Here is a 19,425-nt window from a genome sequence, read left to right on the forward strand (position 1 = left end):
GCTGGGTCAGGGCATCAGGCCGAGCGAGAAGAGCGCGTCGACCCAGAGCGGCCAGAGCGAGCGGTACGGGTGGGTCGCCAGGATCACGCCGCCTCCCGCGAGGCGGCGCACGTGAAAAGGCGCGTGCTTTCGGAGGAAGCGGACGTGGGCGCGCGTGTCCGTGTGCACCTGCCACGTGGGCGGGCCTTCGCCCGTCTCCGCGATCTCGCTCGTCAGCGCCAGGATCTCTCGCGCGCGCGGCTCGGCGGCGCGCCACGCCTCGTCGGGCGCCGCCGCGGCCTCGAGCGCCTCCAGCAGGGTGGCGGGCGGCGTTGCCAGCGCCTTGAGGACGGTCTCGCGGGAGAGCGCGTGCGCGCGGTCGCTTCCGCCCTTGAGCGGGACGCGCGCCCCGGCCGGCGCGGCTTCCACCCGCGCGCGGAGCGCTTCCAGCGACAGGCCCGCGTTGCGCGATACCATCTCCTTGTCGTGGCGCTGTAGCCACGAGAGGGCGAGATCGCGCACGATGTCCCGCGCGTCCGCGTTGTACGTCGCGCACATGCGGACGGGTGCGATCCAGTCTCCTGTATTCGCGCATGCGCCGGTGCGGACGCGACCGCTCGCGTCCGGCGCGCAGAGGCGGAGCAGGAGGTCCTCGAGGTCGTCCCGGAGCAGGTGCCACGCGACCGCGGCCTCGGCCTCGATCGAGCGCGGGCCCCTGCCCCAGGCGAGCTCAAGAAGAGAGCAGAGAAACCTACGCTGGTCGCACGTGGACATGTCGATGGGGCCGGCCGAGATGTCACGGGCGACCTCTTCGTTGTAGCAGTCACTGCTGCAACCGAAGAGGCGCTTGGTGCCGCCCAGCATGACGTCGAAGATGGCTCCACCAGAAGGACCTTCGGAGAACTCGGTTCGGATCATCGCGACCGCCTCGTCCATGGAGGTCGTGTAGGATAGGCCATCGTCTTGCATCACGCCGATACGAGTCCCTGGATGCACGAGCGCCGGCAGCGCCGCCAGGAGCGCGTCGAGCGTCTCTGCCGCGTCACACCAGGCGAAGAACCACGGTCCTGAGTCGCTCATAGCTGGGTCACCTTGATGGGGTGATTGAATCCTTTCAGGGTCTCCTTCTTGCGCGTCTTCGTGTTGAAGAGGTACCCATCCTTGACGGTGTAGGTATCTTTCGGCTTGAATTTCGCACCGCGTGCCATGATGAGCTCGACATGCTCGACATCCCCGGCGACCCCCTTGTTCCGTAGCCCCTCCATCCCGTTCGACAACTGCGTGACCACATCGTCTACTTTAACGGTATCGCCGCCTTTTACCTCGCTGACGATCAGCTTCCGCCCGCGGGTGACCGTCACAAAGTCAGGAGCCCTCCCACCGGACATGCCGGGGAGCGACTCGTCTGGAAGGCCGAGCATCTTGCGCACGCCGCCGTCTCCGACGCCGAGGAGCGCCCGCTCGTCGCGGGTCATGAAACTGATCGCCGCCTTCTCGAAGGTGTTGAACGCGGCTTCCGTGACGTGCCCATCCAGCGTCTTGTACCCGCGGAGCTTCCATACCTTGAACCCGTTGACGACGACCTCGTCGACCTCCGCGATCTCCCCGGCGACCCGGACCGCCCCCGGCGTCATCCCGCCGGCGCCCTTGATCGCGCGCCAGCCAGGTCCGACCGCCGCGAGCCCGAACCCCAGCCCCGAGAAGATCCGCTCCTCGTCGCTGAGCGCTCGCCCCGCCGGCAGGCAGAACGCCTTGCCCGTCACCGCCTCGCCCAGGTCGAGCGCCGGCCCGACCACCGGCACGAACCCCACTCCGATGCGCGTCGTCGCGTGCACCAGCGTCTGCATTACCTCCGCGTACGCCTCGACGCCCTCGCCGACCGTCGACATCGCCCCCGCGAACGCGCTGATCGTCTGGTAGAGCTGCGTCTGCTCCAGGTCGAGCCCGTCCCCGGTCCACTGGTTCAGGCTGTCCTTCATCTGGTCCGCCAGCGCATCGAACCGCGGCTTGAGCACCGTGTCCACCTGCGCCCGCAGGTCCGCCGGCACCGGCGAGTCCTCGAACCAGTCCGACGCATCCATGAACCGCCGCACGTACGCCGCGATCCGGTTCTGCGCCTTCAGGAACGCGTTCGTCTCCGCCAGCGACACCCCCATCCGGTCGCGCAGCGCGATCTCCAGCGCCGCGCTGTTGTCCCGCCACGCCCGCACGTTCGCCACGAAGTCCGCCCGCGCGACCACCACCCCGCCGCTCACGTCGATCTCCAGCGCCGCGATCACCGCGTCCGCGTACGCCGCATAGGGATCCCTCCCCTCGTCGAACGCCCCGTCCACCTCCGCGATGTCCGGCACCTCCACCCACGGCACCTCGCTCTCCCCGAGCGCGTAGTTCCACGGGTCGTCCGGATCCCACCCCTCGGCACGCGCGTCCTGCGTCGCCAGGTCCGCCACCTCGTCCGCCTGCGCGCCGAACTCGTCGAGCAGCCGCGCGAGCTCGCTCTCCAGGTCGCTGACGCTCTTCTTCAGGTCGTCGACGAGCTGCTCCATCGCCGCCCGCGTCTCCGCGTCGACCACGTCCTCGTACCGGTCGAGGATCGCGTCGAGGTCGGTCCGCGAGATCTCGTCCAGCGGCCGGCTCACCAGGTCGTGCAGCTCCGTGTCGAGCTGCCGCAGGAGGTCCATCCGCGCCCGGAGGTCCGCGACCCTGGCGGCGTTGCGGAGGAGCTCCGTCATCAGCCGGGCGACCCTGACCTCCAGCTCCGCGATGTCGCGCGCCAGCGCCGGGTTGATCTCCGAAAGGCTCAGGTCGACCGCGGTGCTGCCCTCGAAGCCGGTCCCGTCGCGGCGGATGTTGAAGAGCGGCTTGTTCAGGCCGAGCGGCTCCGAGACGAGGTGCACCACGTCGTGCACGTGGGTACACCAGTTGCCGCCGTTCGTGGTGTGGACCCCGAAGTGGAAGTCGTTCCTTCCCATGCGGAGCAGCACCGAGTCGAACTCCGCCTCGAGCGTGTTGCTCGCGGAGCCGTCGGCTTCGATCTGCAGCGCGCCCGGGATCCCGTAGGTGGGCAGCGGCGTCTGATTCGCCTCGAAGATGGCAGCGCCTTCATGCGCCAGCTCGGGGCTCGCGCACGAGTCGACGTCCTGATGGCTCCTCCAGAGCACGGTATACGGCGTGCCGGCCCACGCGAACGACGGCGCCAGCACCGCCAGCATCGTGACCAGCGCGACGAGCTTCTGCAGCACCGCGGCGCCCAAGCGGCGCAGCGCGAACTCCTCCGACCGGCTCATGTCCCCTCCGCGCCGCGCACGGCGGCGTCATACGCGATGGCGGCGCCCTTCACGTCGCCCGCGTCGAGCCTCGCCTGCACCGCATCGAGCGCCGCCGCGGCCATCCCCTTCTCCCGCAGCGCCGCGAGGCCCGCTGCGATCTTCCGCGGCAGGCCCGTCCTGAGCTCCGCCTCCGCGGCGTCGAACCGCCCGCGGAGCGCTGCGCACCCGGCCTCGCGCCACGACGACCCGGCCGTCTCGCAAAGCGGCCGCATCTGCACGAGCGCCACGAGCACCCCGCACCGCTCGGCGAGCAGCGGCAGCCCCAGCTTCTCGCTGACCGGCGGCGCCGTCGACAGCGCCTCCACCCGCGCGCGCGCCCCCTCGCCGAACACCTCCGACGCCCTCTCGATCCGCGAGCGCGCGATCGCCTGGCGCGCCCCTTCGTCCCCCTCCAGCACACCGAGCGCCTGCCGGCGCAGCGCGATGCCGCCGAGCAGCGCCATCGCCGTCGCGTCGCTCCGGGCGACGCGCCGCTGCGCGTAGCCCAGCATGGCGCTCAGCGAGCGCAGCGCCCCCGAGGTCATGTCCGGCACCACCGCCCCGTGCGTCGCGAGCACCTCCTCGTGCGGCGCGATCGCCTCCTCGAACGAGACCGCGAGCGCCTGGAGCTCCGCCGCCAGCGTCATGATCTCCCCGGCGAGCTCGTTCGGCGCCCGGCTCGCCTCGCGCGCCGCCGCGAGCACCGCCTGCTCCGCGCCGTCGAGGCCGTCGATGCCCGACCGCGACGCCTGCTCCGAGAGCGCCGCGTACGCCGCCGTCTCCGCCGCCTCGGTCGCGCGGTACGTGGCGAACCGCGCCGCGACACCCGCGTACCTGGATCGCAGCGGCGCCGCGTCGCTCCGGGCCTGCTCGAAGACCGCCTGCACGACCGCCATCGCCTGCTTGTCGGCCGCGAGCGCAGCCACGAGCGGCTCCTTCTCGGCGCTCGCCTTGTCGGTCATCGCCCGCTGGAAGTTATCGGCCGCGCGGACCGGCTCCTCCTCCAAGATCGCCTCCTGGCGCTGCCTGGGCTTCAAGAGCAGCCCGAGGAGCCTGCCGTGCAAGGTCGCCCGGAGCGACTCGGCGTTCTTCTCCTCGTCGCGCACGTAGGCCACCGCCCGATCGATGTTACCGAACCAGGCCCGGAGCTCCGCCTCGTTCGCGGCGAGCTCGTCGGACATCACGCCGTTCGGCCCGAACGCCCACATCTGGATCGGCAGCTCGCCGTCCTCCTCGGCCTTGCTCCACGCGCTGCCCGGGCCTTCGCTCGCATCCACGCAATGCTCGACGATGCTGGTGTTCGATTGCGCGCAGAACCGGCCGGGCGCGTGCTCCTCGCGCCTCCACAAGCACCCTGACCCCGCCGCGCCGAGCGCCACGACGGCCACGGCCGCCACGAGGATCGCCTTTCGCCTCGCGTTCCTTCTCATGCTCATTGCCTCCACCCCGCAATTTTTCTCGCCCGCGCAAGCTCGCCCGCCCATTCTCCGGCGGCAAGCGTCGTGGCCGGAGCGATAGGACATTGCTCAGCCGAGGAGCGCGCCGGAGAGCGCTCCAAGCTCCGTCCGTCTTCAGCGCACAAACCATCGCTCCCGGAGGGTTCGAGGGCCCCGCCGTGAGAGCAAGAATCCAGCGGCCGGAAGAGCAAGAATCCCGCAGCCGGAGCTCAACAATCCTCTTCCCATCCCCGAAACTCCCATTGTAGCTTCCGCTCTCATTGCCGCCGTCCGGATCTCCCGGCCGGCAGGGAGGGAATCTTTATGGAATATTCGGATGCGGTCCTCGAGGCCACGCCGGAGCGCGCGACGAAGCTCCTGATGGGGATAGGCGCCGTCGCCGCGATTCGCACGTTGATGGCCGGGGCGGGGATGACCGATGACGACATCCTGGAGGGCCGAACGCTCCTCCTCGATGTCCTCGCCGCGCCCCGCAAGGGCGGCGCGTCGGCCGATACCGACGATGCCAGGGCGCAGCGCGCCGCGACGGGGGAGCTCGATCAGTGGGACGAGCCGAATTACGCCCGTTATGGTGCCGCGCTCCGCCGGCGTTTCCCCGACGTGCACGATTACGTGTTCAAGGATCTCGCGCCCTCCACCGGCACCGCCTCCGTCCGGGGAGTGGCCACCTTCCTCGCGCGGCTCGACGCCCTCGAGAATGGCGTCGATGCGGACCGCGCCGGGGCGAAGCAAAGCGATAAAAAGGCCGTCGCGTTCCTCGCCACCCGCGGCCTCGACAAGGCCGAGCGCAAGCGCCTCAAGGGCCTCGTCGACGTGGCGCTCGGCCCGACATCGCCTCTGCCCGAGCCCACCGAGCTCCCGGAGGCCGCACGCCGGCGCGAGGCGCTCGTCAAGCTGCGCGGCTGGTTCGACGAATGGTCGACCACGGCCCGCGCCGTGATCAAGAAGCGCAGCTATCTCATCCGCCTCGGCCTCGCGAGCCGCAAGGCGCCCCAGCGCAAGCCCTCGACCGCACCGCCCAAGCCCGCCGCCACCCCGCCCACGCCGGCGGCGTCGGGCGAAGGGGCCGGCAGCACCGGCATCGAGTAATTCATCACACAAATTTGGGTTCTCGGAGCGCGCCGAACGCTTCCCGCGCGCGCCCGAGACCTTCGCGCGCGCTCCGGAAGCTTCGCGCGCGGTCCGGAAGCTCTCCCGCGCGCTCCGGAGCACGAAGTTTCGCGCACTTAGCGGCGTCCGCCGCGCCCCCGGCGCCGTCCGGCGCGCGCCGGGCGACGAATTTCTCGGGAAATTCGACCCTCCGCCCCCCGCGCGAAGCTTCCGGAGCGCGCGCGAAGGTTTCAGGACCGCGCGCGAAGCTTCCGCCCCGCGTGGGAAGCCTCCATGCCGCCGCCGAGCACCTTCGCGGACGTCCTGGAAGCCCTCCGGCGCGCGTCCTCTGCCTCCACACGCGCACCTGGTCTTCCCACGGCAGGCCGTAGGCCCTCGGGGCGGGCAGCTCGTCGAGGCCTATCTCCCCGCCGACTCGAACCTCGGCCCCGCCTCGAACGTCTCCGCGAGCGTCCGCCGGTACTCGTCCGCGATCTGCACCAGCCCGTCGATGAGCAGCGCCACCTCGTGGTCCGCGAACCCCTCCAGCGCCGCCACGCACGACACCGCCACCTCGTCCCCCGTGATCGACACGCGGAACTCCCCCGTCGTCTGGTCGTTCATCGTGAGCAAGAACCGGTAGAACGGCTCGTGGTTCGCCGCCGGCACGCCCACCACCGGCGCGCGCAGCGTCAAGAGGCGCCCCGCCTCGTCGATCTCGATGTCCACCTGCGTCGCCGTCTCCGCCGTCGGGAACGGCCGCTGCGCGATGCGCCACGCCCGCGGACCGACCCGCGCACGGTTCGCGATGATCCCGAGCGACGACAGGCCCTGCCGGATCATCCGCTCGACGCCCGCGCGCGCCGGGGACGGCGCGAACGCGTGCGGCAACAGCCGCCCGCAGCCGAGGCACCGGTCGCTCTCGATGTCGAACGGCTCCTCGCACGCCGGACAGCGGTACACCGGCGCCCGGTCCCGGAGCTCGCCGAGCGGCCGATCCACGAGCGCGAGCAGCGGCTGGAACGCGCCCGCAGGGAGCACCGCGCTGTGGCCCGGCAGCTCCCCCGCGACGCCGGGCAGCGCCGCGACCACCCCGATCGCGCGCCCCTCCGGATCGAGCACCGGCGCGCCGAGCGGCGCCGTCACGTCGAGCTCGAACCCAGGCAGCTGCCCGTCGACCTTGCGCGCCACGTGGCTGACCCGCGCGACCGCGAGCCGCAGGCTCTGCCCCGGCAGGCAGCTCAGCACCGCGGCGCGCTCGCCGAGCCGCGGCTCCGCCGGCGCGCGCACCGCGAGCGCCGCGACGCCCGGCGGCTCGGCCGGCGCGACGAGCGCCACGTCCCGGCCCACGTCGGCCGCGACCACGCGCCCCGCCATGCTCCGCCCGTCCTCGAACGTCAGCGCGACCTCCGTCGGGTAGCCGAGCCCGCGCCGGCTCGTCACCACCACGCCGTTGCCGAGCGCCACCCAGCCGGTCGTGACCAGCGCGCCGGCGCGGATCGCCACCACCGAGCGGCGCGCGCGGGCGACGCGCTCGTGGAGCAGGGCCAGATCGCCGTCGCCGTGCGCCGCGAGCTGCGACGTCATTGGGCGACGATCCTCGAGAGCGCCGTCATCAGCAGATCGATCGTGCCCGGCTTGGCGCCGTCGCGCTGCGCGTACGCGACGATGTCGCGCAGCCGCTGCTCCGTCTTCGCCGGCAGCTTCGTGCGCACGAGCAGCTCCGACAGCGCGCCGATCGCGAGGAAGTGGCGGAGCACCGGATCGGCCGGCGCGCGCTCGATCTCGCGCAGGTAACGGCCGAGGTGCTCGCGCGCGAGCGCCGCCGTGGTGAGCGGATCGATGTGGAGCGGCTTCTCCTCGGGCACCTGCCCGCGCAGCGCCACGAGCCGCTCCATCGCGAGGAACGCCGGCTCGGCGACCCCCGCGGCGTTGCCGCGGCGCGCGCCGCCCTCGGCCTGGGCGAGCTCGCGGGTCGCCGCCGCCGTGCAGCGGTAGAGGTGCGCCACCGCGTCGGGCATCGCCTCGCCATGCTCGTAGATCGCGCGGAACACGGTGCACCGGATGAGGAGCACCATGACGCCCGGCCGCTCCTGGAAGCTGAGCGCCGCGCCGAGCACCTGCGCGTCCCGGAGCAGCTGGCAGAACCGATCGGCCGGCGTGTTCGCCCCCTCGGAGCGCCCCGCGCCGTTCTGGCGCGACGGCGGATCGATCTCGACCTCCGGCAGCGCGGGCGGGCGCACCGACACCGGCGTCGACGCCGGCGTCGCCGCCACGGCCGCCATGCCGGAGGAGGTCGAGCGGCGGAAGGGCACGGTGCGCGCGCTGCGGCGATCGCTGGCCTGCGCGGGCGCGTCCGCGGCGGGCGCAGGCTCGCCCGACAGCGGCGTCGCGGTCGCCGCGGCCGCCGTCGCCGCGCCCGCCGGCGCCGGCTTCGCGGCGGCGGACTCGGGCCCCGGCATCGCCATGCTGCTGATCGCCTTGGACGCGACGCCGCCATCGTGGGCCGGCGGCAGGATGCCGGCCTTGGGCGTGGGCGCGCCGCCGTTTCTCGCGGACGTGACGCCCGACGTGCCGCCCGACGCGCCGCCCGACGCGCCGCCCATCGACACCGGCACCGGCGTGGACGCGAGCGAGGGGGACAGGATGTCGGGGATCGCGTCCGCGTCGCGGATCGGGCGCGCGACCGACTCGGGCAGGCGCGGCAGCGGGGGCGCCGCCCACGCGGAGAGCTCCTCGGCCGGCAGCCGCACCGCCGAGACCGGCGTCGGCGGCCCGGCGACCCGCACCGACGGCGCGCCCTGAGCGCGGCCGGGCGCCGGCGGGATGGAGAAGCTCTTGAGCGGCCGGGCGCGGCCCGCCGACGCCCAGGTCAGGCTCGCGCGCTGCTCCTCCGAGAACGGCGGCCGCGCGTCGAACCAGGCGCCGAGCGTCGCCGCGAGCCGCTGCGCCGCCTCGCCGCTGTCGCGCAGCGCCCGGCGCAGCGCCTCCGGCGCGAAGGCGGCGACGCGGCCGACGCGGCGGAGCAGCAAGAGGTCGTCGCGCAGGCAGAGCCGGAACGGCTCGGCGCCGCCCGAGAGCTCCAGCGCCGCCCGCAAGAGCGGCACCCGCTGCCGCTCGGCGACGCGCACCACCGGCACGTCGATCGACACCCGCTCGTTCGCCGCGTCGAGCGCGACGAAGAGCGTCGCCGCCCCGAGCGGAACGAGCCACCCGACGCCGTCCTGCAGCGTGGTCGCCTGCACGGTCGTCCCGGCCTCGGCCGAGGCGCAGTGGGCCACGAAGCGCACCGGATCCCGCGTGCGCCACGCGTCGATCGAGCTGCCGTCCCAGTCGCCGTCCGCGGGCGGCGGCTTGCGCGAGAGCGAGAGGGCCGGCGCGCGGTCGACCCCGCACGCCTCGCACCGCGGCCCGCGCAGCGGGAAACCGCACGCCGCGCAGAAGTCGGAGGCCGGGCTCGACGGGACCGCCACGCCGACAGCATACCTCAGCGCAAGGCCGAGGTGGCACCGGGGTTTGCTCTCACAGGAACGGATTCAGGTGGAGCGCAACCTTGGCCTCCCGCAGGTTGTGCTGGACCCTGCGGATGAAGTGGACGAGCAGGTAGGCCCAGACGGAGAACGTGACGACGCTGATGACGAGCTGGACCGTCTTGCTGACGCCGATCACCATCCAGAGCGCCGTCAGGAGGAACGCCACGAACGAGAGCGGGACGAACCACTTCCAGCAGAGGTTCATCATCTGGTCGATCCGGACGCGCGGCAGCGTCCAGCGGATCCAGATGACCACGAAGACGAGCGCCCAGCTCTTCAGCAGGAAGAGGAAAACGCCGAGGAGCTGGAGGCCGAAGCTCCCCTCCTGCTGGGCCGGCGAGACGCCGGGGATCTGCCATCCGCCGAGGAAGAGCGCGCTCGCGATGCCGCACATCACGAAGACGTTCGCCCACTCGGCGAAGAAGAAGAAGAGGTAGCGCATCCCCGAGTACTCGGTCGAGTAGCCGGCGACGAGCTCGCTCTCCGCCTCGGGCAGGTCGAACGGCGCGCGGTTGCCCTCCGCGAGCGCGGTCGTGAAGTAGAGGAAGAACAGCGCGAACGTGATCGGGTTGCGGAAGACGAACCAGTGCCAGGGCCAGCCGCCCACGTCGAGCACCGAGGGCCCGGCGCCGCCCTGCGCGGCGATGATGTCCTGGAGCCGCAGCGAGCCGGTCATCATCACGATGCACACGATCGCGACCGCGCCGGGGATCTCGTAGCTGATGATCTGCGCCGCCGAGCGGATCCCGCCGAGGAGCGACCACTTGTTGTTCGACGCCCAGCCGCCGGTCATCAGGCCGATCGTGACGAGCGACGTCACGGCGATGACGAAGAGGATGCCGATGTCGAGGTCGGCCGCGATGAGGTACTGGCCGAACGGCATGACCACGAACGTGGCCGACACGCCGACGAAGACGAGGTAGGGCGCGAGCCGGAAGAGCGCCCGGTCGCTCTCGGCCGGGATGACGTCCTCCTTGAGGATCGACTTGATCCCGTCGGCGATCCACACGAGGAGGCCCTGCGGGCCGGCGCGGTTCGGCCCGATGCGCGACTGCATGCGCGCCGAGACGCGGCGCTCGACCCAGGTGATGATCCCCGCGGTCGGCGCCATGAAGAGCAGGATGATCGCGGCGGCGATGCCGAGGATGATCCCGGCGCCGAGCAGGTCGGTCGGGGCGCTCGCGTGGAACCCCTCGGTCGAGAGCTTGACCTCGGACGGCGCGCCGCCCCGCCGGAGCCCGACCGGCGACAGCCGCTCGTGGCCGCTCGGGGTCACGTCGCCCTTCGAGAGGACCTTCACGCCCTCGAAGCTCGTGATGACGTCGCCGGCGAGGATCTGCGCGCGGCTCGCGGGGCTGCCGTCGCGCACGGAGGTCACGACGAGCCCGCCGGCGGGCGGCGACTCGGCCGCGACCTCGACGCCGAAGAACGCGAGCGCGCGCGCCCCCTCCTTCTCACGCGCCTCGATCACGGCGCGGCGCGGGGTCGGCGGGATGAAGTCGATCGTGACGCCCCGCACCGTGCCGGAGACGGGGAGCGCGCCCTGCGCGGTCGCGGGGACCTCGACGGTCACGTCGCCGTGGAAGGTCGTGTGCACCGCGTCGTCGCCGCGGCCGGCGAAGCGCGCCTGCATCCCCTCGGAGAAGACGAGCGACACCTTGTTGCTGCTGATCTGCGCGCCGTCGATCTCGATGCTCTGGCCGGTGAGCGGCGCCTGGCCGGGGCGCCGCAGCGTCCCGCGGAACGTGACGACCGCCTCCCTCGCCTGCGCGGTGGGCAGGTTGGTCCCGAGGATCTCGATGCGGTCGCCGAGGTCGACCTCGCGCGGCACGACGTCGATGACGCTGAGGAGCTCGGGCGCCGTCCTGCTCTCGGCGCAGCCGGCCCCGCCGAGGAGGGCCAGGAGGGCCAGGAGGCACGGGAGGAAGCCTCGAGGGAGAGCTCTCCAGGGTGGAGATCCGCGCATGGCGCCGCTTATAAACCGCGCCGCCCGGGCGGTCGAGATTGCGGCGATCGTGTCGCTCTAGCCTAGCCGCGCGTGTCGCCCTAGCCGCGCGCGTCGCGCGCGCCCCGGACGGGGAGGAAGTACCGGCTGCCGTCGAGCTCGTTCACCCCGACGTAGAGCTCCGCCTCGAACACGTCCTTGAGCCGGCGGTAGGTCATCACCTCCTCGATGGTGCCCTGCGCGACGAGCCGCCCGGCCTTGAGGAGCGCGACGCGGTCGGCGTACTGGGCGGCCGCGTTGAGGTCGTGCAGCACCGCGACGCAGGCGAGGCGCCGCTCGGCGACCTCGCGGCGCACGACCTCGTGGACCTCGATCGAGTGGCGGATGTCGAGGTGGGCCCCGGGCTCGTCGAGGATCAGCACCTGCGCCTCCTGCGCGAGCGCCCGGGCGATGGCGACCCGCTTCTGCTCGCCGCCGGAGAGCTCGGCCACCGGCCGCTCCGAGAGCTCCAGGAGATCGCAGGCCTCGAGGGCGCGGGCGACCGCCTCCTCGTCCCGGCGGGAGGCGCGCATCCAGGCGCCCTGGTGGGGCGCGCGGCCCATCATGACGACCTCCCGCACCGAGAACCCGGGCGCCGAGGCGATCCCCTGCGGCACGACCGCCACGCACCGCGCGATCGCCCGCCGGTCCATGCCGCCGAGCGGCCTGCCCAGCAGGGTCGCCCCGCCCCGCGCCGGCCGCAGGGCCCCGGAGAGGACCCGGACCAGCGTCGATTTGCCGGCGCCGTTCGGCCCGAGGACGGCGCAGAGCTCGCCCGCGCGCACCTCCAGGCTGATCCCCTCCAGCGCCAGCCTCCCTGTGGGATAGCTGGCCGCCACGTCTCGCAGCTCGATCGCCGGCTCCTGCACGTCGCCCAATTTATGAGTGATATCGAGTCATCTTCCCTTGCGCGAGCGATCTGTCGGTGGTCCAATCGACTCGAGGCGTAGAGGAGATGGAAACGGCGAAGGAGACCCTGGGAGGCGGCGAGGTACCGCGTCGCGTTATTAAGCGCTACTCCAATCGGAAGCTCTACGACACGAAGGACAGTCGTTACGTCACCCTGCAGCAGATCGGGGAGATGGTCCGGGCTGGCGAAGAGGTCCAGATCATCGACAACGCGACCAAGGAGGACAAGACCGAGGTCACGCTGGCGCTGATCATCTCGGAAGATCTCAAATCGCAGCCGCGCTCGGTACCGCTCGGCACGCTGCGGGATCTGATCCAGGAGCGCGGCGAGCGGCTGCTGTCGCAGCTGCGCGAGGGCCCGATCGGCCGGCTCATCCCCGGCGCGGTCCCCGGCGAGGGCGGGGCGGCGGCGCCCGGCGCGGCGCCGGTCCCCGCGCAGGAGCCGGCGGCGTCCGCGTCGCCGGGGTCGCAGCCGCCCCCGCCGCTCGACGCCGACAAGTCGAGCCACGCGAAGGGGCGCCTGAGCGGGATCGTCGAGAGCTCGAAGCAGACGCTCGATCAGTGGCAGCAGGCCGTCGACGAGCGCATCCGCGCCATCCTCCCGGGGCTCGGGCTGGTCCGCGATCTTCAGGCCGATGTCAAGCGCCTCTCGCAGCGCATTGACGAGCTGGAGGCGAGGCTCCAGGAAAACGCGGGTGACCGCGCCGAGGGCGCCGCTCCTCCTCAAACCGGCTCTGCCGCGGACGAACCCGCGGGCGAGGGGCCGGGGGGTGAGAGCCGGCTGGAATAGCCCTGGCCGTTCCCCTGTTGCCCCCGTCGAGCCCATGCCGTTCTTCTTCAGCAAGAAACCTGCGTCCGTAGCGCAGGACCTTTCGTTGGCCAGCTGCGAGGGGGGCCGCGCCGACGCCTTCGAGATCGAGCTGCTCGGTCATCTGGACACGCTGTACGGCGTGAGCTGCCGGATGACCAAGAGCTCGACCGAGGCGGAGGACCTGGTCCAGGACACCATCGTCAAGGCGATGCGCGCCCGGGATCAGTTCGAGCCCGGCACCAACCTCAAGGCCTGGCTGCTGCGGATCCTCACCAACACGTTCATCAACCGGTACCGCCGGGGGGGCCTCGAGCGGGGCATCTTCGACGGGCCGGACGCCGAGCCGCTCACCGACGGGTGGGTCGGGGCGACGACGATGCGCGCGATGCGCGATCCGGAGACCCAGGCGCTCACGCCCCTCGTCGAGGCGGAGGTGCAGCGCGCCCTGGACGAGCTGCCCGAAGAGTTCCGCCTGGCGGTGGTGCTGTCGGACATCGAGGAGCTCTCCTACAAGGAGATCGCCGAGGCGATGGGGTGCCCGATCGGCACGGTGATGTCGCGGCTGCACCGCGGCCGCAAGCTCCTCCAGAAGACGCTGCGCGAGCACGCGGTGCTGATGGGCATCGTCAGCGACGACGCGGCGAAGGACGCGCCCGCCGACCTGGACGCGTACCGCAAGCGGAAGCGGGGTGTCGCATGAGCGCCGCGAAGTCGATCGAGAGCTGCGCGCGGTTCGACTACGCGCTGTCGGCCTACGTCGACGGCGAGCTGGATCCGGACCACGCGGTCGACCTCGAGTCCCACCTCGTCCAGTGTCCGCCGTGCTTCGAGCAGGTGAAGATGCTGCGCTCGCTGCGGACGAGCCTGAAGCGGGCGAAGCCGGCGGCGTGCCCGGACGCGCTGCGGGCGCGCATCGCCGCGGCCATGGCGCACGAGCAGGCGCGCGGCGCGGCGCGCGCGGCGGCGCAGGCGGCCGACGCGAGGCCGCGGCTCATGCACAAGGGGTACGCCGTCGCGCTCGCCGCCGCCGCGGGCGTCGCGTTCATGGTGGGCGTGACGCGGGAGCGGGCCGCCGCCCCGGCGGACACGGCCAAGGCGAGCACGAAGGCGGACGTCGAGCTCGCGCGCGCCGAGAGCGTCGAGGTCCTGCTCGACGATCTCGTCACGCAGCACGCGCAGCCGCTCCCGCCGGAGACGACCAACCCGGAGGACCTGCCGCGCTTCGATCCGTTCGTCGGCGTGCCGGTCCGCAGGCCGGAGTTCCCGTCGATGCCCGTGAACTTCATGGGCGCCCGCGTGCACACGATGCGCGATCGGCGCGCCGCGCTGCTCCAGTACATCGTGAGGGGCAACCACCGGGTGACGGTCTACCTCTTCAACTCGCGCGCGGTCCCGGTGCAGAAGGCGCAGCCGATCCTGCAGCCGCGCGTCGTGCGCGAGCGCCCCGTGTACGTGGGCAAGATCAACGGCTACTCGGTCGTCGCCGCCGAGCACAGCGGCGTCGGCTACGCGCTCGCCTCGGACCTCGGCGACGACCTCAGCACGCAGCTCGTCCTCGCCGCGATGCAGTGATCCGCCCGCGCCCGCGCGAGCGGGCGCCCCCCTCCCCTCCATCCCCCTCTACCCCGCGAGAGACCGCATGCGCTTCGTCTTCGTCATGGATCCGCTGAGCCGCGTGACGCACGACAAGGACACGTCGTTCGCCTTCATCCGCGCGGCGCAGGCGCGCGGCCACGAGAACTACCACTGCCTGCCGCGCGACCTCTCGGTCGAGGGGGGCGAGGCGCACGCCTCGGCGACCCCGGTGCGCATCGGCGACGCGCCGCCGTACATTTCGCTGGATCTCGCCGCGGGCCCGCGGCGGCTCCGGCTCTCGGACGTCGACGCGATCTTCATCCGCAAGGACCCGCCGTTCGATCGCAGCTACCTGTACGCGACGCTGCTCCTGGAGCGCGCGCGGCGCTGCCCGCTCATCGTCAACGACCCGCGCGGGCTGCGCGACGCCAACGAGAAGCTCTACGCGCTGAACTTCCCCGAGTGGACGCCGAAGACGCTGGTCACGGCCGACCGCGAGCAGATCCACGCGTTCGTGCGCGCCCTCGGCGGCCTGGCGGTGATCAAGCCGCTCGACGGCGCGGGAGGGCTCGGCGTGCTGCAGATCAGCGAGCGCGACAAGAACGCGCGCGCCATCGCGGACATGATGACGAACGAGGGGCACCGCCTCGCGATGGTCCAGGAGTACCTGCCCGCCGTCGTCCAGGGCGACAAGCGCGTCCTCCTGCTCGACGGCGAGCCGCTCGGCGCGATCCTCCGGGTGCCGCGCGACGACGATCACCGCTCGAACATCCACGTCGGCGGGCGCGTCGTGTCGACGGAGCTCTCGCCGCGCGAGCTCGAGCTGGTCCGCGCGGTCGCGCCGCGCCTGCGCGCCGACGGCCTCCACTTCGTCGGCCTCGACGTCATCGGCGAGCGCCTGACCGAGGTCAACGTCACGAGCCCGACCGGCATCCAGGAGCTCGGGCGCTTCACCGGCACCGATCCCGCGGACAGGGTGATCGCCTGGGCCGAGGAGCGGGCGCGCGGCCGAGCGGCGCGCGCGTGATCCGCGCCGCGGGCGGGACCGGCCGCGCGGGCGGATCGGCGTCCTCGCGCGGGACCCGCCGCACGGGCGGATCGGGGTCCTCGCGCGGGATCCGCCGCGCGGGCGGATCCCGACCCGCGCCCGGGATCCACGGTACGCCGGGAAGTTGGCCCGGAGGCCCAGGTTCTGCGAAGGCTCGCCCATGGGCGAGTCATTCGAGCGATGTGCCGTATGCGAGGACGGCGAGCTGGTCGAGCGGGAGGGCGGTGCGCCCGGGGATCCTCGCGCGAGGACGAGGATGGCGCGCGTGGTCATCCAGGGGCGCTCGCTGAGCCTGTGCCGGACGCACGCGGCGACCGTCGCCGCCGCCATGCCGGAGACGTTCGAGGAGATGCGCGAGCTCTTCGTGGGGCTCCAGCGCAGCGTTCCGCCGGCTTCGCGCGATGTGGCCGTCGAGCGGCGCTCTCCCATCCCGCGCCGGAACCCCGAGGATCGGCGCGTGTTCCCGCCGCGCCCGGAAGGCCGGCGGATCGGCGGCGGGCGCCGCGCGACCGATCCGGCGGAGTGACGGCGCGCTGCGCGCGGCGATCCGCGGCGCGTCGATCGACGGCCGCGCGCGGCGCAGCGAACCGCCGCGCGCGGCGTGGTAGGGTCTCGCCATGACATCCCGCAGGCGCGTCGTGATCGGGCTGGGGTCGAACCTCGGCGATCGCCTCGCCACCCTCCGCGCCGCGATCGACGCGCTCGCCGCGGATCCCGCCCTCGAGGTGGTCGGCGAGTCGTCGCGCTACGAGTCGCCCCCCGCGGGCGGCCCGTCGCAGAGCGACTACGTGAACGCCGCGGCGCTCCTCGCCACGTCGCTGCCCGCGCGCCAGATCCTCGAGCGCACGCTCGCCGTGGAGCGCTCGCTCGGGCGCACGCGCCCCGATCCGGTGCGGTGGGGGCCGCGCACGATCGATCTGGATCTGCTCTGGATCGAGGGCGAGGTCGTCGCCGAGCCGGATCTCGTGGTGCCGCACCCGCGGCTCTGCGGGCGCGTCTTCGCGCTGAGGCCGCTGCTCGACGTCGCCCCCGACGCGCGCGATCCGCGCACCGCCGTCGCGTACGCCTCGCTCCCCGAGGCGAGCGCGCCCATTCGCCGGCTCGATCCGAGCTGAGCGCCGCGGCGGCGCGCGGCGCAGCGGCGCGCAGCACGGCGGCACGCGGCGCAGCGGCGTGCGCCCCTCAGCTCGCGGGCGGCGCTCCGCCGCGGGCCCGGAGGCCGGCGCGGCCGCCGGCGTACGACGCCGCGGCGCCGATCGCGACCATCACGACGAGCAGCAGCGCCCACCCCAGCGCGCCCGCGGGCGCGCCCTCGGCGAGCGCGAGCGCCCACGCGAGCGCCGCGACCACGGCCCCGCTCGCGGCCGCCTCGCGCCGCCCGGCGCGCCCGCCGAACCGCCCCACGAGGTAGCCGCCGGCGAGGCCGGCCAGCGCGAACGCGATCGCGTTGAGGCCCACCATCGCGAGCCGCACCGACCCTTGCGCCTCCGCGTCTCCCGTCCGCTCGATCATCCGGCGCAGCAGCGTGTTCGCGAGCCCCGCGAGCGGCAGCCACACGATGAAGATCGCCACCGTGCCGAGCGCGATCCAGTGCCACGGCGGGCGCTCTTCGCCCTCGTCGTCGCCGCTGCCCTGCAGCACCGGGAGCCTGCGCTTCTCCGGCGAGCCCGTCGCGCCGCGGGGAGGCGCCGCGCCGGGCGCGCTCGCCGCGCCGGGCCCCGCCGACGTGCCGGGCCCCGCCGACGTGCCGGGCCCCGTCGGCGTGCCGGGCCCCGCATGCGTGCCGGGCCCCGCCGGCGTGCCGCTGCCGACGACGGGGAGGCGCCGCTTCGGCCCGTCGACCATGGCGTCAGCTGGGCTTCGTGGCCGGAGGCGCCGCGGGGGCCGGAGCCTTCCGCCAGAGCCGCCGCGCTTCGTCCTGCAGGCGGACCAGCCGCCGCTGCTCCTGGATCAGGCCGCCGTAGGCGCGAGGCACCCGCGGATCCTTCGCGAACGCGTACAGGACCTGCAGCGCCGCCTCGGCGTCGTCCGTCGCGCGGTGCGCCTTGTCCAGCGTGATCCCGAGCCGAGCGGCCATGTCGCCGAGGGCGCGGCTCTCCTCGTTCTTGTAGAGCTCGCGGGCGAACGTGAGCGGGTCGATCCAGTCGACCTCCCGCCGCATGGCGGGCGGCGGCTCGCGCGGGCGCATGCCCACGCGCTCGAGCTCGGCGAGCAGGAACGAGCGGTCGAAGGCGGCGTTGTACGCCGCGGGGATCGCCCCCTTGAAGCAGGCGAGGATCTCCTCCGCGACCTCGGCGAACGACGGCTTGCCCTCGACGTCCGCGTCCTTGATCCCGTGGATCGCGGTGCTCTCCGCCGGGATCGGCCGCCCGGGATGGATGAGCCAGTTGTAGCGCGTCAGGATCTCCCCGGCGCGGCCGATGACGATGCCGAGCTCGATGATGCGATCCCCCGCGGGATCACGCCCCGTCGTCTCGACGTCGATGAAGGCGATGGGCTGGTCGATCCAGGCGCTGCCCGCGTCGATCTCGGACGCGACGCCGACGGCGCGCACCTTGAGGAGGTGGGCGATCCCAGGGTAGTGCCGGCCCGTCGGGAAGCAGCCGCACGGGTCGGCGACCTTCAAGGCTTCCTCGGCTGAGCGGGCTGCGCAGGCCCGGCTGAGGCCGCGGGGCGCGCCGCGCTGCCCGCCGGCGCGCTGCCGCCAGCGGCGGGCGTCGCGCCGGCCGCGGGGGTCGCGCTGGCGGCAGGGGTCGTGCTGCCGGAGGGGGCCGCGCCGGACGCGCCCGCCGTCTCCGGCAGCGCGCCGGCCGGCTTCGGCGGCGCCGGCCGCGGCGTCTTGCCGAGGAGCTCCAGATCGAGCTTCACCCAGTCCTCGAGATCCTGGCCCGGGTTCGTGAGGAGCTGCAGGTCGACCTCGCGGCCGTTGATGTAGATGAGGGGCGTCCCCTCGAGCCCGACCTCCTCGGCCTGCTTCTTGTCCTTCTCGATGCGCGCCTTCGTCTCGGTCGAGACGAGGTCGGCGCGGAACTTCACCATGTCGAGCTTGAGCCGCTGCGCGTAGCGCTCGATGTCGGCCTGCTCCAGCTTGTCCTGGTTCTCGAAGAGGAGGTGGTGCATCTCCCAGAACTTGCCCTGGTTCATCGCGGCGATCGCCGCGCGCGCGGCGGGCTCGCCGTGGACGTGCGCCTGGAGCGGATAGAACTTGAAGACCAGCCGCACCTGCCCGTCGAAGCGGCTCACGAGGCCCTCGAGCAGCGGCGACATGAGCCGGCAGAACGGGCACTCGAAGTCGGCCCACTCGACGATCGTGACCGGCGCGTCGGGCGGCCCCATCTCGGGCGAGCCGTCGGTGGCGAGCGTCTTCACCTTGTTCGCGTCGAAGCGCATGTGGAACGCGTCCTCGCGCTCCTTCTTCGACCGGCCGTCCTTGACCTGCTTGAGCAGGAGCTGCGCGGCGGGGAGGCACGCCTTGCAGGCGCGCTGCTCCTTCACGCACTGCGCGATGTTCACGGGCGTGTCCGGGCAGGGGGAGAGGAGCTCCGAGACCTGGGCGGCCCACTCGCGGCGCTCGCGGGGCGTGAGCGACGAGGTGTCCACGCCCGGAAGCGAGACCGACACCTCCTGGGGCGGGGCGGGTTTGGGCTCGCTCGAGCCCGAGTTGCCAGGACAGCCCGTGACGCCGATCGAGAGCAACGCGAGGAGCGGCGGCATCCAGCGCAGGAATGACAT

The 19,425-nt window shown here is 73.0% G+C and carries 17 protein-coding genes; 7 read left to right on the plus strand and 10 right to left on the minus strand.

The window, feature by feature from the left end; translation table 11 throughout:
- Positions 1–6: 6 nt before the first annotated feature.
- From WME83_RS43480 to WME83_RS43490, 3 genes are read right to left on the minus strand one after another with little or no spacing between them, the layout of a single operon-like run.
- Positions 7–1,059, minus strand: coding sequence for a hypothetical protein (locus tag WME83_RS43480; RefSeq protein WP_437315589.1), 1,053 nt, complete (start codon positions 1,057–1,059; stop codon positions 7–9).
- The gene (locus WME83_RS43485) at positions 1,056–3,266 is read right to left on the minus strand and encodes a hypothetical protein (RefSeq protein ID WP_437315590.1); all 2,211 of its coding nucleotides are present in this window, start codon (positions 3,264–3,266) and stop codon (positions 1,056–1,058) included. The genes WME83_RS43480 and WME83_RS43485 overlap by 4 nt, the downstream gene beginning before the upstream one ends.
- Entirely contained in the window at positions 3,263–4,717 is a 1,455-nt protein-coding gene (locus WME83_RS43490; protein ID WP_437315591.1) for a hypothetical protein, read from the minus strand. Before WME83_RS43490 ends, WME83_RS43485 begins: the two co-directional genes overlap by 4 nt.
- Before the next feature lie 330 nt (positions 4,718–5,047).
- Here WME83_RS43490 and WME83_RS43495 point away from each other — a divergent pair, with 330 nt between their 5' ends.
- Entirely contained in the window at positions 5,048–5,833 is a 786-nt protein-coding gene (locus WME83_RS43495; RefSeq protein WP_437315592.1) for a hypothetical protein, read from the plus strand.
- Between the two features lie 420 nt (positions 5,834–6,253).
- On the opposite strand, the gene WME83_RS43500 is transcribed toward WME83_RS43495, so the two are convergent.
- The 4 genes from WME83_RS43500 to WME83_RS43515 form a co-directional block, all read right to left on the minus strand.
- Positions 6,254–7,420 (minus strand): trypsin-like peptidase domain-containing protein, encoded by a 1,167-nt coding sequence (locus tag WME83_RS43500; protein ID WP_437315593.1) that lies wholly within the window; start codon positions 7,418–7,420, stop codon positions 6,254–6,256.
- The gene (locus tag WME83_RS43505; RefSeq protein ID WP_437315594.1) at positions 7,417–9,306 is read right to left on the minus strand and encodes a hypothetical protein; all 1,890 of its coding nucleotides are present in this window, start codon (positions 9,304–9,306) and stop codon (positions 7,417–7,419) included. The genes WME83_RS43500 and WME83_RS43505 overlap by 4 nt, the downstream gene beginning before the upstream one ends.
- 49 nt (positions 9,307–9,355) lie before the next feature.
- A complete protein-coding gene (gene nuoH, locus WME83_RS43510) occupies positions 9,356–11,332 on the minus strand; it encodes an NADH-quinone oxidoreductase subunit NuoH (protein ID WP_437315595.1) in 1,977 nt (658 codons plus the stop codon).
- 80 nt (positions 11,333–11,412) lie between these two features.
- Positions 11,413–12,219, minus strand: coding sequence for an ABC transporter ATP-binding protein (locus WME83_RS43515; RefSeq protein ID WP_437315596.1), 807 nt, complete (start codon positions 12,217–12,219; stop codon positions 11,413–11,415).
- Positions 12,220–12,305: 86 nt separating this feature from the next.
- On the opposite strand from WME83_RS43515, the gene WME83_RS43520 reads away from it, so the two are divergent.
- The 6 genes from WME83_RS43520 to folK all read left to right on the plus strand — a co-directional run bounded on the left by WME83_RS43520 (position 12,306) and on the right by folK (position 16,808).
- Positions 12,306–13,049, plus strand: coding sequence for a polyhydroxyalkanoate synthesis regulator DNA-binding domain-containing protein (locus WME83_RS43520; protein WP_437315597.1), 744 nt, complete (start codon positions 12,306–12,308; stop codon positions 13,047–13,049).
- Positions 13,050–13,134: 85 nt separating this feature from the next.
- Positions 13,135–13,770 (plus strand): sigma-70 family RNA polymerase sigma factor, encoded by a 636-nt coding sequence (locus WME83_RS43525; protein ID WP_437315598.1) that lies wholly within the window; start codon positions 13,135–13,137, stop codon positions 13,768–13,770.
- Positions 13,767–14,642 carry an anti-sigma factor family protein gene (locus tag WME83_RS43530; protein ID WP_437315599.1) on the plus strand — a complete coding sequence of 292 codons (876 nt, stop codon included), beginning with the start codon at positions 13,767–13,769 and terminating at the stop codon, positions 14,640–14,642. The genes WME83_RS43525 and WME83_RS43530 overlap by 4 nt, the downstream gene beginning before the upstream one ends.
- 67 nt (positions 14,643–14,709) lie before the next feature.
- Complete coding sequence (gshB, locus tag WME83_RS43535) at positions 14,710–15,672, plus strand: glutathione synthase (protein ID WP_437315600.1); 963 nt, start codon at positions 14,710–14,712, stop codon at positions 15,670–15,672.
- Positions 15,673–15,853: 181 nt separating this feature from the next.
- Entirely contained in the window at positions 15,854–16,219 is a 366-nt protein-coding gene (locus tag WME83_RS43540; RefSeq protein WP_437315601.1) for a hypothetical protein, read from the plus strand.
- Positions 16,220–16,310: 91 nt separating this feature from the next.
- Positions 16,311–16,808: a 2-amino-4-hydroxy-6-hydroxymethyldihydropteridine diphosphokinase gene (folK, locus tag WME83_RS43545; protein ID WP_437315602.1), complete on the plus strand. Its 498-nt coding sequence runs from the start codon at positions 16,311–16,313 to the stop codon at positions 16,806–16,808.
- 67 nt (positions 16,809–16,875) lie between these two features.
- Here the strand turns inward: folK and WME83_RS43550 are convergent, their stop codons facing one another.
- From WME83_RS43550 to WME83_RS43560, 3 genes are read right to left on the minus strand one after another with little or no spacing between them, the layout of a single operon-like run.
- Entirely contained in the window at positions 16,876–17,538 is a 663-nt protein-coding gene (locus tag WME83_RS43550; RefSeq protein WP_437315603.1) for a hypothetical protein, read from the minus strand.
- Between the two features lie 4 nt (positions 17,539–17,542).
- Entirely contained in the window at positions 17,543–18,319 is a 777-nt protein-coding gene (locus WME83_RS43555) for a 3'-5' exonuclease (protein WP_437315604.1), read from the minus strand.
- Complete coding sequence (locus tag WME83_RS43560) at positions 18,316–19,425, minus strand: DsbA family protein (RefSeq protein ID WP_437315605.1); 1,110 nt, start codon at positions 19,423–19,425, stop codon at positions 18,316–18,318. The genes WME83_RS43555 and WME83_RS43560 overlap by 4 nt, the downstream gene beginning before the upstream one ends.

Source organism: Sorangium sp. So ce385 (assembly GCF_051474135.1).
In the GTDB taxonomy this organism is placed as follows: Bacteria; Myxococcota_A; Polyangia; order Polyangiales; family Polyangiaceae; genus Sorangium; species Sorangium cellulosum_D.